Origin of the sequence: Chryseobacterium pyrolae, assembly GCF_025153485.1 — a bacterium.
Classification (GTDB): Bacteria; Bacteroidota; Bacteroidia; order Flavobacteriales; family Weeksellaceae; genus Chryseobacterium; species Chryseobacterium antibioticum.
Map to the genome: position 1 here is coordinate 67,458 of NZ_JANZQH010000001.1, position 14,130 is coordinate 81,587.

Genomic DNA, 14,130 nt, shown 5'->3' on the forward strand with positions numbered 1-14,130 from the left:
GCTTCATCATCGGCATAGCCGTATTCTTTGCTTTCCTTAAATTTGCCGCATCATATTTATTAAATCTTTGCGTTAAAAAAATGAATAGAGCTGTCTTCAATCTTATCCCTCTGTCACTATAGCATCCCGCTCTCCGTCCTCTTCTTTTCCTTCCTGTATCATTTCTTCTGCTTCAGCTTTTTCTTCAACGGTGGCTTCTTCTACCTTTTCTTCTTGTTCGTCATTATGATGGTCAATGAAAAACTCACAGTACACAGGAAGATGGTCTGATCCAAAATTTTCCAGGGTTTTAAGCTCTTTAATGAAAATATCTTCACTGTGGAACATTAAATCAATCGGAAATCTTAGCAGAAGGTACTTAGCGTGAAATGTAGATACAAACGAACGTCCGATTCTGGGATCGATCAGATGACTCGTTTTTCTAAATAATATAGAGGATTTGGACCATGCGACATTGTTGAAATCTCCCACAACAATCACAGGTTCTTTGATGTCTTTAACACGTTTGGCAGCACTTAGCAGATCCCCGTCTCTTTCTTTTGAAGTTTCCTCTTCCGTAGGACTTGGCGGCGGCGGATGTACTCCAAAGAATACAAATGAAAAGCCATCTTTGGTCTTTAAATGAACCTCAATACTTGGAATATCATCAGCAACGAAATAATGTGTCTGTGCACTTTTGATCTCAAGTTGAGAGTAGAAATGCATTCCATAGGTATTTTCAAGCGTCACTTTGTGGTGGAACGGATAGTCTTTTTCAAGCACTTTCATTGCATGTTCCCAGTCCCCGTTGCTTTCCATGGTAAGAAACACCTCAGGTTTGTGTTTTTTGATCAGTTCAATAAACCGGTCATATTCTTTATTAAACTGGTAGACATTAGCGGAAATAAAATGAAGCTTTTTGGAAGACTGATGTTGTTGTCCGTATTTTTTCACCGGGTAAAGCGGAGTATATTTTACCAATGTGACACCGTGATGAACGAACAACAGAAGCAAAAGGCCCTGTCCGTACCAGAAATGCTGGGGATGATCAAGAAAAAGCCCTGCAATAAAGGTAATCACAACTACATAAGTAATCTGGATTTTGCCGAATTCCGGAACCCGAAATATCCAATGAGAGTTTTGAATCTTGGGTAGTATCGTCAACAGTACCAGCAATGCAATCAAAAACAAATAAATTCCCCACATAATTTCAAATAAATGGATAAAATTAATCTATTTTTAAATAATGAAGCGCAATTCACTTTTTAAACTTTGTTAATTTTAATTGTTGACCATATTTTTCCTATTTTTATAGAATCAGATTAATTGATATCCATATGAATAAACTTGCCGCCGCCGCTTTACTGTTCTGTACGTTCTGTTTCGGACAGCAGAATCAGGACATTGAAAAACCAATTCGTAACCTATTTCTGGGCATGAAAAATGCTGATCCTGCACTGATGAAATCTGCTTTTGCAGAGAACGCTATTTTACAGAGCATTGCCAAAGACGGAACGGTAAAAAATGAAAACGTTCAGGAATTTATTGCTTCTGTCTCTAAATTTTCAAAAGATGATCTGGAGGAAAAGATCATCGTTGACGCCGTTCATTCAGACGGAGGGCTGGCCAGTGTATTTACGCCTTATTCTTTCTACTTTAAAGGGAAGTTTTCACATTGTGGAGCGAACAGCTTTCAATTGGTGAAACAACAGGATCAATGGAAAATCCAGTACATCATCGATACCAGGAGGAAAGAGAACTGCAGAGAAATAAAATAAATTTAATTTTAAATTATATTTTTTCCAGCTATGCCCATTAGCTTTGGATATTGACAAGAAATATTTACATTTTACATATACAATGAAGATTCATCACATTGCCATCATATGTTCAGATTATGAAGTTTCAAAGAAATTTTATACTGAAGTGATAGGCCTGAATATTATCCGCGAAGTGTACCGTGAAGAAAGAAAATCATACAAACTTGATCTGGCCATCGGAGACCATTATGTTATTGAGCTTTTTTCATTCCCTTATCCGCCGGAAAGACCTTCGCGCCCGGAATCATGCGGTTTAAGGCATTTGGCATTCTCTGTTGAAAACGTTAGCGTTAAAAGGGAAGAACTTATAGCAAAAGGCCTTATCTGTGAAGACATCCGCATAGATGAATACACCGGAAAAGAGTTTTTCTTTACCCAGGATCCGGATCAGCTGCCGCTGGAGTTTTATGAAATGTAAAATTAGTGAGCGTATCCTGTAAAAAAGCTGATCGCCATAATAACAAGAACTATTGAAGAAATGACTACATACACGTAGTCTTTTTCTTTCAAATACCCGATCAGTGCGAAAATAATTCTTACCAGAGGAGTGAAAATTAACAGCAGAATTCCCAGCTGGATAATCGCCATTCCTTCTCCTTTGCACAAAGAACTCCAGAACATTCCCCATACTTTTTCAGAAGAGGTACCCATATTAAGGGACGAATATTTTTTAGGCATCTCAAAGCCTTCCACGAAAAGTTTGATAAAACCAATCAATGATGTTATTACAGACAAAATTACGCCTAGTCTCAAAAGATTTCCTACCGAACGGTTCAGATCTACATCTGTAAAATTCTTTCTCATTATCTGAAGCTTTTATTGATACCGTTATACATCATGTAAACTGATAAAATAGTAATCACGATCGCAAAGAATACTTTTAATTTCTTTGTTTTCGATACCATCAGTGTTTTTGATCCGATGAAACTTCCTACTACCACACCAATTAATACCGGAGCTACGATCACAGGAATGATCTCACCTCTCTGGAAATAGATCAGGGCACTTGCTACTGCTGTGACACCAATCATAAAATTACTCGTAGTTGTAGAAACCTTAAAGGGCAGTTTCATCATATTGTCCATTGCCAGTACTTTAAGGGCACCGGAGCCTATTCCTAAAAGTCCGGACATGGCACCTGCAAACATCATCATTAAAAATCCCGGAACTGTATTTCTAGCCGAATAGCTTTTTAAAACGCCTTTGTCAGGAAAAGTTCCGTACAGCTTCAGTTTTTCTTCAAGACTTCCCTTGATGATCGGTTCCTGATGGTCAGGTTTTCCTTTAAGATTGAGAATAACAGTCAATAGAAGAATACTGGCGAAGATGATCCCGATGGTATTGGGATTAAGCATTCCGGAAAGCAAAGCCCCCATGATAGCCCCTGCCGTAGTACCGATCTCCAGGAACATTCCTATCCGCATATTGGTAAAGCCCTCTTTTACGAAAGCTACCGCAGCACCGGAAGAAGTCCCGATCACAGAAATTAAAGAAGCACCGATTGCATAATGCATAGGAACGCCGAAACCCAGCGTCAATAAAGGAATAATGATAACTCCTCCTCCCAAACCCGTAAGTGAACCTAAAAGACCGGCTGAAACCGCGCCGAGGAACAGAATAATGATTTCTGACATGCTACAAATATAAAACTATTGCCTTATTCTGCCAAACGTTTAAAAAAGATAAATTTGACGTATTTTTGCAGGCATGAAAAGTGAAATGAAATTATTTTATATCATTCTCGGTGCAACGCCCAGGGGCAGGAATATCGAGCAGCATGACGTTTTTTTCGGGATCGCAGAAAATCTTAAAGATCTCGTTCCTGATATGAAGGATTTCTGGAAAGAAGCCGAAGGAAAGATCCATTTAGACTGCCATCAGGAAGTGAAATTTGCGGACGGATATGAGGTGAAAATTGTTGAAAAAACAGATCATACCTCTGAAGATCAACTGTATTTCCTTAACTTAGGGGGATACAAGAAAGGCTTTTTTGAAGAATTTCACGAACAGCATCTGATGGTCGGAAAATCAATGGGGGAGATCATCAAAAGAGCAAAAGCTACAGAGTTTTATGCAACGATGGGTTTTGAAGGCGCCGTAAGCCATGTGGATGATAAACATGGTGTCGATATTGATGATATTTTCAATGTGAATGATATCCTGCCGGAAAAAATGAAGGAAAAATATTCCATCGTCCTGACAAAATCTGATGCGGAAGATCAGAAAAACCCAATGGGGCTGGGATATTTAAAGATCGATAAAATTCAATAAGACTTTCCATAAAAAATCTAATAGAAAAAATAAAAGTAAGAATGAAAATAGGAATTTTAGGAGGCGGACAGCTAGGAAGGATGCTGATACAAAGCGCACTGAAATACGACGACCAATTTTATACGCTGGATCCGGCTTCCGATGCACCGTGCAACAATATCTCTCATTTTACGCAGGGAAGTTTCAACGATTATGAAACCGTCCTGAACTTTGGGAAAGATAAGGATGTGGTGACCATCGAAATAGAGCATGTGAATGCGGATGCTTTGGCCGAGCTTGAAAAACAAGGTGTAAAAGTAGTTCCCAATGCCGCGATTATCAAAACGATCCAGCAAAAGATCCTTCAGAAAGAATTCTATAAAACCCACGATATTCCAAGCCCTGAATTTCAGGTCGTATGGGACAGTGATGAAAAGATCATGATGCCGTTACCGTTTGTACAGAAAATGAATACGGGGGGATATGACGGAAAAGGCGTTCAGGTAATTAAAACAGAAGAGGATTATCAACACTTATGGAAAGAAGCTTCAGTCATCGAAAGCCTTGTAGATATTGACAAAGAACTTTCTGTCATCGTTGCCAGAAATGAAAACGGTGAAACAAATATCTTTCCAGTGACAGAAATGGTTGCAGATCCAAAACTCAATCTTTTGGACTTCAATGTTTGTCCCGTTCTTCTTACTGAAGACACTCAACGACAAATTGACTTAATTACAGAGAAATTTCTGAATGCTGTAAATTCTCCGGGACTTTTTGCTATTGAATTATTTTTGGATAAAGAAGGAAAAATATGGGTGAATGAAACTGCACCCAGATTACACAATTCGGGTCACCAGAGCCAGGAAGGGAATACGAATTCACAGTTTGAGCAAATGTATCGTGTCGTAAAAAATCTACCGTTAGCCGATACAGATGCAATTACCTATAGTGGAATGCTGAATTTGGTAGGTGCAGAAGGATATGCCGGAAAAGTACTATATGAGGGAATGGAAGAGGTGCTTAAATTACCTGAAACCTACATCCATTTATACGGAAAAACGGAAACCAAGCCCGGAAGAAAAATGGGTCACATCAATGTACTGGCTGATTCCCGAGAAGAGCTTATGGAAAAGCTAGTGAAAGTGAAAAGCATGGTGAGAGTGATCGCTGAATAAGACTTATACTTAAAATAAAGATAAAAGAGCTGTAATGATGATTGCAGCTCTTTTTTTATGTGATTTTGTCAATGTTATCTATCCATCCGCTTCATCGAATCAACTTGTTGATTCCACCTTTGCTTTCCTCGAATCTATAGTATGATCTTAAAGCTTTGCGTGAAAAATTCTCCCGCAGATTAGATGGATTGAGCAGTTTTCGTGAATGTTGTGAAGCTTAAATTTACTCTATTTTTCCACGTTCTACTTTTGAATTTTAGGAAAATCAATGCTCCATTTCTTTTCATTTGAATTCCAGATGAGGTAGGGACCACCAAGATCATCAAGGTAAATTAACTCATAAGAGCCATTGCCGTTTTTTCTATAATCAGGTTGTGCTCCAAGATCTTCTTTTTTGAAACCTAATTTGTTGAGTGTTTCCCAATCGTTAATTTCAGGAAGATAATGATTGGTCTTTTTATAAATTTCAATATTTTGGATAAGACTGTTTCCGTATTGTATATCGGCACGCCTTGTTATGTCTATCGGAAGATTCCAGTAGATTGTGAGGGATACAATGATCACAAGAAGGATGGAAATGATTACTATCGCAGCTTTTTTCATAACACTAAACTTTATTACTTAATATCTTTCTTCTCCACCTTTTCAAAAACCTTCTTGTCCTCATTCCATACAAATGCATGGTAATAAACACTCTTATCTTCAGGTGATTCTTTACAGATGCTGGCTATAAAAAGCCTGCTGTTCAGGTCAAAGATAGCCCGGTCTTCCGCAAATAGACATGAAGTTTCCTCACCCAAAGGAAGTCCGTAAATTTTTCCGTCGCGCACATCCATCATCATTCCCATAATGCAGCTTGCTCCGCACCCAAAAGTCACGGTAATGTAGTAGCTGGCAAAATCAGGGCTGCCGGATGCATACGCTTCTTGAATCCTTGTTCTGAAGTTGTAAGCACCTTCATCGCTCGAGAAATCCAGTTTTGCTTTTTTGACGAATGTATAGTTTTTTGAAGGAAATTTATCGAAAGCAAAATGAGAAGAACTGGCAGCAGCTTCTGTTTCAGGTTCTTCAGTTTTTATACTTTCAGGTTCCTTTATAACGGCTGTATCCGTTTTTACTTCTTCCGGTGCTGCTGCTGCTGCGACAGTGTCAGCCAGTGCGGGTTGTGAAACTTCAGTTTTGACTGCTTCTTTTTTTTCTTTGCATGAAAACAGAACGACCACCATCATGGATATTAACAATAGATTGACTTTCATTTATTCTCAGTGATTTATAGTTTAAAAGTTTTTAAATTAATACTTATTATTTAAAAATCTTCTGGATCACATTTCCAATCTCCATAAAATCACCATGATTTCCCACAGAACGTATCTCCGGACTGTTTTCGTCAAATTCCGAGAACGGGAAGATCAGAAGGTAATTATTATCCTTTAAATACCTGTTCAGTAATTCAGGAATAAGCCTCATGCGCGGAATGTAAGATTGCATACCGCGTTTAGCCATCAGGACGATCAATGCTTCGTTTTCCTTCAATTTTGCCGCAGTTTTTTCACCATCCTGCCAGGTACTCATAATAATGAATTCGGCTTCTATATTGGCTTTTTTTACAATTTTCTGAAGAATATCAAGGATATTTTCGGGAGCGTAGAAAACTACAGTTGCTCCAGAATTTCTGGCCACATTCCATACCCTCAGAAGGGCGTGGAAGAATCCGGCTTCCTTATGCGCATTCTCCGGGATCATCACTGCATATTTTTTAATCGTGGAAAGAGGTTGTGCAGCATGATAGACCAGTACATTCACATCGTCATTCTGAAGATATCCGTTGTACAAATTGTACACAAAAGAAGGGGAGAAGCCTTTCTCGTCTTCCAGTCCGATGATCAGATCTGTAATCTTCTGTTCCTTGATTACATTTTTAACCCCGTTGATCACATCGTTGTCGTATCTTTTGAGCGTTTGCATTTTAACGTCAGCAGCTGAAGCCGCATCTGCAGCCTGATGAAGAAGCTTTTCAGCATTTTTTACCGAAGATTCATTTTTATCTTCATTAATCACATTTAAAGCAAACAGATTTTCCGTATTCGAATGGGCTTTGATCAGGATTCCCAAATTCACCATTCTGTCTACCGTTTCCTCATGGTTGATGGCCAACAGGATGTTTTCCTCTTCATGGCTGTTGCCGGAAACTGTATCTTCATTGTCACTTTCTGCAATCTTTTGGGCACTTGCCATTGAGATGAATGAAGAGATGGTACAGGAAATAAGAATCAGAAGAATACTTCCGTTCAGGACGTGCTCATTCAGCAATCTTACCGGTTCGCCGGTTTCTGTTTCAGAAAGGATGATGTTATATCCTACCATAACGGAGGCTAATGTTGCTGCTGCAGAAGCAGAACTCAGTCCGAAAATCAGTTTTCCTTCCTCTTTGGAAAGCCTGAATGTCTTTTGGGTCATCACCGCTGAAATATATTTTCCTCCGATGGATGCCACAAGCATAATTCCTGCCACCTCCAATGTTTCCCAGCTTTTAAAGAATACCTTAAAATCGATCAGCATTCCCACACTGATCAGGAAGAAGGGAATGAAGATGGCATTTCCTACAAATTCCACACGGTTCATCAGTGATGAGGTGTGTGGAATTAACCTATTTAACGCCAATCCGGCAAAGAATGCCCCGATAATGGCTTCTACTCCGGCAAGTTCAGCAAGCATGGCTGCCAGATAGATCATCACAAGAACAAAAATATACTGTGAAATTTTATCATCCACCTTTTTGAAAAACCACCTTCCGATAATGGGAAATATGATCAGAACAATAAGTGCAAATAGAATAAATGAAACAGAAAGTTTAACCCAAAATTCTGTACCAACATCTCCCTGTGACATTCCTACAATCACGGCAAGCACCAAAAGCGCCAGAATATCCGTGATCATTGTTCCGCCAACGGTAATATTTACGGCTTTATTTTTTGCAATTCCCAGTTTGCTCACCAGCGGATAAGCGATCAGCGTATGGGAAGAAAAAAGACTGGCAAAAAGGATTGACGTCAGTATAGAAAAATGAAGGAGATAATAGCCTCCGAGATATCCGAGGACAAAAGGAACAATAAAGGTATAGAGTCCGAATGTAAGGCTTTTCCATTTGTTCTTTTTGAAATCTCCCATATCAATCTCTAATCCTGCCAGAAACATGATGTAGAGAAGTCCTGTAGTTCCTGTAACCACAATGCTGCTGTCTCTGGCAAGCACATTGAAACCGTTTGGACCTATTACCGCACCGGCAATGATCAGTCCCAGAAGATGGGGAACTTTAATTTTATTCAGAAGAAGAGGAGCAGCAAGGATGATGACGAGCACCAACAGGAATTTTAATACCGGATCTTCTATTGGAAAACTCAGATTATGTATACTCAGTAAAATCATAGGTGTTTTATTTGGTGGAACGTACTAATTCAACAGAAAATCTGGCTGTACAGCCGTTATCAGCTATAATGGTTCTTGTTCCTTTCATTTTGTTGTCCGAAATGTCATTAAGCAGAACATTCATTTCTACCTTTTTTTGCGAAGTGGAATCTGTCCTGAAATTGAGTTTAATTTCATTATTCTCAAATTTGCCGGAATAAATCCGTACCAGATTATTGTTGTTGATGATTTTTGCAGAAAGATGAATAGAATCACTGTCGAATTCCCAGATATCGGTTCGCTGGTCACCTACTGCATAATCACTGCAGTTAGACTCTGTGCAGATCACCTTTCCGTTCCAGGTGCCGGAAATTTCTTCAGGCCACAAGGCTATCCTCACGGAATCTTTTTTTGAAAAAATACTGTCCCTCATTTTTAAAAGAGACTGATATTCGGATTCTTTTTTTGCGAATGTTTTTTCTTTTTCGAGTAATTGTTTTTCTCTTTCTGTCAGGTTTTTTTCTTTTTCCTTATAATCACAGCTGATTAATAGAAAAGAGGCAGCAAAAAGTATAAAAAATGTGTTTTTTAGCATATTGTCGATATTGGTCTAAACAATATAAGAAAAAATATGGAAAATATAAAACCCAGTGGCTTATATCGGCTTCAATACGGGAAAATATACAGCAGAGTTATTATCAGTATTCGATAGGAATCAACACAATTCCTGAAACATCAAAACCATTCACATTCGTTTTCCACGTGGGTGATTTCTTAATGATTTCGATGATTTTGGTTCTGATAGTATCTGCGATGCTGAGGTTCTTGATTTCAATAAAAGATGCTGAGCCTTTAGGATCTATATCTAAGACCAGAACAGCATTTCCACTGTCTTTCTTTTTAAATTTCTGATCCAAAACAGGATAGATGCTTTTTTCAATCCATTGGTATAACGCAGCCTCTCCTCCTGCAAATTCAGGGTGTGGTGGCTTATTGTCTTTAAACTTGGGAGGAAGGTCATTTGGATAAGCGCTTAGATTAAGGTTTTCTTTGAGCAGTTTGAGGCTTCCTTTCTTGTTCGGGCTATATATTCTTTGATTGATCTTATTGGATTTAAGATCAATATCTATAAAATGAATTTCCGTATCATTGATCCGGTAAAATCCTCTGTGAGTTTCTTCATTGGAAGCATTTTTCACCAATGCATTTTCTGTGATGGTATCACCTTTGTTGGGAATCACGTACAGTTCTTGGGCTGTTGATGGATCTTTTTTGTTCTTAAGATAAATATCGTAATTAAAACTTTTCAGTTTTACATTTTCTCTAAGTTCAGTTTGTTGTGCAAAATAAAATAAAGGAGTCAATATCAACGAAACAGTAAATAATTGGTGTCTTAGCATGTGATCAGTGTTGGTGGAACCAAGATAGGAAATATAAAGTAACCGGGAAGGTTTTTAGGAAAGCCCTTTTTGATGAATAATTTATTTCCCGCAGATTTCCCAGGTGTTTGAGAATATTTTTACAGCTTGTCAATATAAAAATCCTGGATTTTTGGAAATCTTATGTGCTTTTATATGCAGTTTTGATGTCAAATTTATTCCACTAAGGGTTTTAAAATAACATTTTTATATCTTGTAATTTCACCTTTTCACTTTCCTCACTCTACCTTCTGTTTTTTAAACATTTCCGGCTTATAATTAATAATAAAGACACCACAGATAATCATCACAGCTGCGAAGATAAATTTCAGGGAAATTTTTTCGTCCATGATCAGCCAACCTAAAAATATTGCAATGACTGTATTCACATAGGCAAGTATGGAAACCTGTACGGGAGATATTTTGGTTAATGCATAATGAAAAGCGAAAAAGGCAGCAACAGATCCGAAAACAGCCAGATAAATCATGGCTGAGATACTTTTCAGAGACCAGTTCCCAAAGTTATAATTTTGTGAAAACAGAAAAGCGAAAATAATCTGTACAACGCCAGCAAACAGAAATTGATAAAACAAATTCAGGGTGATATTTCCACTCTGGATATTGAGCTTTTTCGTGAAGATAGTTCCGGAAGCCCATCCAGCAATGGCGCAGAAAAGGAAGATCATTCCCATTCTGTATTCGGGATTAGCAAGATCCTGTAGACCATCCCAGAAAATAAAAAGAATTCCGCTGAAACAGAGCAAAACCCCAATCAAAGCCCGGAAGCTGAATTTCTGCAAACCAACCGCCAGACTTCCCAGAAATACCAGAATAGGAGAGCAGGCACTGATTAGTGAAGCCAGGCTGCTGGATACGGTTTCCTCGGCAACGGTGGTCATCCCGTTCGCGACAATCAGCATCAGTGAGGCGAAAATAACCTGATAACCCAGGTTTTTCCAGCCGATCCATTTGAATTCCTTTCTTGCAAGAAGAACCATTAGCATAATGACCGCTGCCAGAAACTGACGGATCCCGGCCACGAACCAGGCAGGAATAGTTTCCACGGCAACACGAATCGCTAAAAATGTAGTTCCCCAGACAATAGCAACAGTGAGAACAGCAAAAAGAAGTTTGTAATCTTTCAAGGTAAATCTATGGTATAACAAACAAATATACCTGTTATGAAATGAATGGAATGGGTACAGTTGCGGCGATTTTTACTGATACAGATTTAGCATTGAGTATTTAACTGATAGAAATCGGGGTGTTGGAAGACCGAAATTTAGATGAGTTATAAAGTGGTATTGCCGTCTGCATGAATAGAAGTAACCCAACACGTTCAACAGTTATATTCCCATTGGCAGTAAGCCCAGGTTTTCTTACTTTTTCCTAATCACATATTTTTTATACTTTTGTTATTCTATGACTTATATAAGTTAATTTAGAGAAATGATGAATTTATTTATAACAACAACCCCAAAAATACATAGTATTGACCTTCTGAAAAGGAAACTAATATCCCTCTATGTTTACTTTTTATTATTGGTCCTGGTGGCATATGCTGTTATATTTTATTTATTTCTTGAGTACAAATACTATTCTTATTTTCTATTAATTTATTGTGTTGTTTTTTTATATAGCTGGTCTATTATGAAAAAATATTATCCAGTAAAAAACATGGTGCATCTACATCTTATTACCGGATCATTATTTGTTTCTATTGTTATGCTTAATTTTTGGAAATATTCTGTTTCCTCCTCTACATGGTTGCTTCCGGTGCCATTTGCTGCCTATGTTTTTTTAGAAAGAAAATACACCTATATATATTGTGTGTATATTACATTGATTATTTTGTCTGTAAACCTATTATACAAAGATCTTGGATTGGAATTTTTTAAATTTTCGGAAGAGAAATATTTGGTCATTTCAGATTCATTTGTAGTCGTTGCTAACATTATTACATTCATGCTTTTATTATATTGTCATGAAAAAATAAATAAAATGGAGAAGGAAAATAGTTTTATAGCTAAAGATGATCAGAGCTTAAATAATTCACTTCATTTAATTAAAGAAAATACTGATGAACAGGGAAATGATATCAATGAAGATGATATAGCCTTAACCCATGTATTTACTGAACGTTTTGATCTCAAAGAAGTAAGATCAGAATTACAATCTGAAGTAAAAGAGGTTAGCTCAAAAGATATTGAAAAATATAATCTGTTATTTCAAAAAATCATTGATTATATTGAAACAGAAAAGCCTTATAAAGATGTCAATTTTTCTATTTCAGAATTGGCTTTTGCTATAAAGACTAATAGTTTATATATTTCTACGGCTATTAAACAAAACGGGTATAGCAGCTTTAATCATTTTACAAACTCTTATAGAATCAATAAAGTAAAAAAGCTCATTGCAGAAAACGATCTTAATAAGGTAACATTAATGTATATCTATACAGAATGTGGTTTTTCTAACCAGGCTACTTTTAATAGGGTTTTTAAAAAGGTTGAAGGGATTACCCCGTCAGAATATATTAACAGATTAAATAGTATGTAACTGTAAACCCAATGCAATTCAAACTCTTTACAATAGTACTGAAATGTAAAATGAAGATGATCAATTATTGACCACCTTCATTGAATTCATCTTGTAATATGTTTTAGAATCTGATTTTAATTTTAAAGTGCCTTTACCTGCTTTATGATGATATATGCTTTGGCACTGGTACACGTTCCTGCAGGGCAGGTGGTGACATCTGCGTTGATGCTGTAACTGGGTGCTCCCATCATAATGACAGCCTCATACATGGTCTTATCCGCATTATTTGTAGTTGTCCAGGTGTAGCGACGATGCTCCGGAGCAAGATAATAAACATCAGCATCACCCCAGGCTGAAGTAGGACCAGTAGAAAGTCCTGCATCATAATAAGAACCACTATTTCCATACCAGGTATTTCCAGCAGATAGAATAAAGGTATTTCCAGCTCCGTTATAATCTCCATTTTGCCACTCCGTATGATAGTTCCACATGATAGTTTTAGGACCATTGTTTGATCTGATCTCAATATCAGCTGCTCCAAATGTTGAACCTTGTGGTGTTCGTACTCTGATTGAAAATTCCCCATCGGGTGTTGTTAAATACTGTTGATAGTTGGCATAACCTCCTTCTGTATTAAGTCTTAAAGGCCCCAATACTGCTATTTCTTTTATATCAGCTTTATCATCTCCTCCCACCGTAGCTGTACAGTTTTGTGCAGATGTAATAAACGGGACGAGGCTGTTGGTGATATTTACACTTGTAGTAGCAGGAGAAGAAACTGTAGGATTTCCACTTACTGCAAACACCAGTTCCCCGTCTCCATATTCAAGCTTATCTGCTCTTAATATAAAGGTTAATCCATTCACAGTTACTGAACTGCCGGGTTGATATTTTCCACCATTTCCTCCTGTATAAGGTATTTTCAAATATCCATTGTAGGGAACACCAGCAGTATAGTTTGATGGCGATAAGGTTGCTGCACTGCAATTTACTGAAGTAACTCCCGGAGCTACAGCAGTCGAATTATCAATATTCCTCCATTCTGATCCATTCCAAAAATAATATCCTGCCGGTAATGTCACGCCATTATTATAAATAAGTAAGCCAACGGCGTTTACTGCGGTTCCGAGCTGCAAAGTAGTACTCGTAAGATTTATTCTTGGAGCGAGCATCCCCTTATTGGTAGAGACAATATCAAGAATTGAAGATGGATCCGGATTCGATGTGTTTATTCCAACCTGGGCGAAAATGTTGCATGACAAAAACAATGCAAAAAATTGAAATTTAATTTTCATAATTCATGTATTTTTATATTATTATTTTCAGTACGATATAAAAGATTATCATTAATAAATCAGATAACCGTAATGAACAATGTAAAATTATAGGGTTTATTAAAGAAATAACTGAAAAAGAATGAAACAATAAATCATATTATTAACTTTATTTATGTTTTTTCAATAAACTGATAGCTAGATAGTTGTGTAAGTTGTTTTTTTAAAATAAAATGATAAGTCGTAATATCTTTAAATTAAGATTTAG

At 37.3% G+C, this 14,130-nt stretch carries 15 protein-coding genes; 5 read left to right on the forward strand and 10 right to left on the reverse strand.

Features of this window, described 5'->3' with window-relative positions:
- Positions 1-102 precede the first annotated feature (102 nt).
- Positions 103-1,185: an endonuclease/exonuclease/phosphatase family protein gene (locus NZD88_RS00340; protein WP_259826541.1), complete on the reverse strand. Its 1,083-nt coding sequence runs from the start codon at positions 1,183-1,185 to the stop codon at positions 103-105.
- A 131-nt stretch (positions 1,186-1,316) separates the two neighbouring features.
- On the opposite strand from NZD88_RS00340, the gene NZD88_RS00345 reads away from it, so the two are divergent.
- Together NZD88_RS00345 and gloA2 are read left to right on the forward strand one after the other, a co-directional pair.
- On the forward strand, positions 1,317-1,757 hold the full coding sequence (locus NZD88_RS00345; RefSeq protein ID WP_259826542.1) for a nuclear transport factor 2 family protein: 441 nt from the start codon (positions 1,317-1,319) through the stop codon (positions 1,755-1,757).
- An 82-nt stretch (positions 1,758-1,839) separates the two neighbouring features.
- Positions 1,840-2,217, forward strand: a complete 378-nt coding sequence (gloA2, locus tag NZD88_RS00350) for an SMU1112c/YaeR family gloxylase I-like metalloprotein (protein ID WP_259826543.1) — start codon at positions 1,840-1,842, stop codon at positions 2,215-2,217.
- Positions 2,218-2,219: 2 nt separating this feature from the next.
- Here the strand turns inward: gloA2 and NZD88_RS00355 are convergent, their stop codons facing one another.
- Together NZD88_RS00355 and NZD88_RS00360 are read right to left on the reverse strand one after the other, a co-directional pair.
- Positions 2,220-2,603 (reverse strand): DUF1634 domain-containing protein, encoded by a 384-nt coding sequence (locus NZD88_RS00355; RefSeq protein WP_073332946.1) that lies wholly within the window; start codon positions 2,601-2,603, stop codon positions 2,220-2,222.
- Positions 2,603-3,433: a sulfite exporter TauE/SafE family protein gene (locus NZD88_RS00360; protein ID WP_169235064.1), complete on the reverse strand. Its 831-nt coding sequence runs from the start codon at positions 3,431-3,433 to the stop codon at positions 2,603-2,605. The genes NZD88_RS00355 and NZD88_RS00360 overlap by 1 nt, the downstream gene beginning before the upstream one ends.
- A gap of 85 nt (positions 3,434-3,518) precedes the next feature.
- On the opposite strand from NZD88_RS00360, the gene NZD88_RS00365 reads away from it, so the two are divergent.
- Entirely contained in the window at positions 3,519-4,070 is a 552-nt protein-coding gene (locus NZD88_RS00365) for a DUF1543 domain-containing protein (RefSeq protein ID WP_259826544.1), read from the forward strand.
- Between the two features lie 41 nt (positions 4,071-4,111).
- Positions 4,112-5,224: a 5-(carboxyamino)imidazole ribonucleotide synthase gene (locus NZD88_RS00370; protein WP_259826545.1), complete on the forward strand. Its 1,113-nt coding sequence runs from the start codon at positions 4,112-4,114 to the stop codon at positions 5,222-5,224.
- Between the two features lie 243 nt (positions 5,225-5,467).
- On the opposite strand, the gene NZD88_RS00375 is transcribed toward NZD88_RS00370, so the two are convergent.
- The 6 genes from NZD88_RS00375 to NZD88_RS00400 all read right to left on the reverse strand — a co-directional run bounded on the left by NZD88_RS00375 (position 5,468) and on the right by NZD88_RS00400 (position 11,192).
- Entirely contained in the window at positions 5,468-5,827 is a 360-nt protein-coding gene (locus NZD88_RS00375) for a hypothetical protein (RefSeq protein ID WP_259826546.1), read from the reverse strand.
- Between the two features lie 14 nt (positions 5,828-5,841).
- Positions 5,842-6,480, reverse strand: a complete 639-nt coding sequence (locus tag NZD88_RS00380; protein ID WP_259826547.1) for a hypothetical protein — start codon at positions 6,478-6,480, stop codon at positions 5,842-5,844.
- A 46-nt stretch (positions 6,481-6,526) separates the two neighbouring features.
- The gene (locus NZD88_RS00385; RefSeq protein ID WP_259826549.1) at positions 6,527-8,650 is read right to left on the reverse strand and encodes a cation:proton antiporter; all 2,124 of its coding nucleotides are present in this window, start codon (positions 8,648-8,650) and stop codon (positions 6,527-6,529) included.
- 7 nt (positions 8,651-8,657) lie between these two features.
- Positions 8,658-9,224 (reverse strand): hypothetical protein, encoded by a 567-nt coding sequence (locus NZD88_RS00390; protein ID WP_259826551.1) that lies wholly within the window; start codon positions 9,222-9,224, stop codon positions 8,658-8,660.
- Positions 9,225-9,327: 103 nt separating this feature from the next.
- The gene (locus tag NZD88_RS00395; RefSeq protein ID WP_259826552.1) at positions 9,328-10,029 is read right to left on the reverse strand and encodes a hypothetical protein; all 702 of its coding nucleotides are present in this window, start codon (positions 10,027-10,029) and stop codon (positions 9,328-9,330) included.
- Between the two features lie 257 nt (positions 10,030-10,286).
- Positions 10,287-11,192: a DMT family transporter gene (locus tag NZD88_RS00400; RefSeq protein ID WP_259826554.1), complete on the reverse strand. Its 906-nt coding sequence runs from the start codon at positions 11,190-11,192 to the stop codon at positions 10,287-10,289.
- Positions 11,193-11,697: 505 nt separating this feature from the next.
- On the opposite strand from NZD88_RS00400, the gene NZD88_RS00405 reads away from it, so the two are divergent.
- Entirely contained in the window at positions 11,698-12,606 is a 909-nt protein-coding gene (locus NZD88_RS00405) for a helix-turn-helix domain-containing protein (RefSeq protein WP_259826555.1), read from the forward strand.
- Positions 12,607-12,728: 122 nt separating this feature from the next.
- On the opposite strand, the gene NZD88_RS00410 is transcribed toward NZD88_RS00405, so the two are convergent.
- Entirely contained in the window at positions 12,729-13,883 is a 1,155-nt protein-coding gene (locus NZD88_RS00410; RefSeq protein WP_259826556.1) for a hypothetical protein, read from the reverse strand.
- Positions 13,884-14,130: the final 247 nt, after the last annotated feature.

Coding starts and splice junctions, on each gene's coding strand:
- gloA2 (WP_259826543.1), top strand. CDS start 1,840: ATGAAGATTCATCACATTGCCATCATATGTTCAGATTATGAAGTTTCA.
- NZD88_RS00380 (WP_259826547.1), bottom strand. CDS start 6,480: ATGAAAGTCAATCTATTGTTAATATCCATGATGGTGGTCGTTCTGTTT.
- NZD88_RS00390 (WP_259826551.1), bottom strand. CDS start 9,224: ATGCTAAAAAACACATTTTTTATACTTTTTGCTGCCTCTTTTCTATTA.
- NZD88_RS00375 (WP_259826546.1), bottom strand. CDS start 5,827: ATGAAAAAAGCTGCGATAGTAATCATTTCCATCCTTCTTGTGATCATT.
- NZD88_RS00360 (WP_169235064.1), bottom strand. CDS start 3,433: ATGTCAGAAATCATTATTCTGTTCCTCGGCGCGGTTTCAGCCGGTCTT.
- NZD88_RS00340 (WP_259826541.1), bottom strand. CDS start 1,185: ATGTGGGGAATTTATTTGTTTTTGATTGCATTGCTGGTACTGTTGACG.
- NZD88_RS00395 (WP_259826552.1), bottom strand. CDS start 10,029: ATGCTAAGACACCAATTATTTACTGTTTCGTTGATATTGACTCCTTTA.
- NZD88_RS00405 (WP_259826555.1), top strand. CDS start 11,698: ATGAAAAAATATTATCCAGTAAAAAACATGGTGCATCTACATCTTATT.
- NZD88_RS00365 (WP_259826544.1), top strand. CDS start 3,519: ATGAAATTATTTTATATCATTCTCGGTGCAACGCCCAGGGGCAGGAAT.
- NZD88_RS00355 (WP_073332946.1), bottom strand. CDS start 2,603: ATGAGAAAGAATTTTACAGATGTAGATCTGAACCGTTCGGTAGGAAAT.
- NZD88_RS00410 (WP_259826556.1), bottom strand. CDS start 13,883: ATGAAAATTAAATTTCAATTTTTTGCATTGTTTTTGTCATGCAACATT.
- NZD88_RS00345 (WP_259826542.1), top strand. CDS start 1,317: ATGAATAAACTTGCCGCCGCCGCTTTACTGTTCTGTACGTTCTGTTTC.
- NZD88_RS00385 (WP_259826549.1), bottom strand. CDS start 8,650: ATGATTTTACTGAGTATACATAATCTGAGTTTTCCAATAGAAGATCCG.
- NZD88_RS00370 (WP_259826545.1), top strand. CDS start 4,112: ATGAAAATAGGAATTTTAGGAGGCGGACAGCTAGGAAGGATGCTGATA.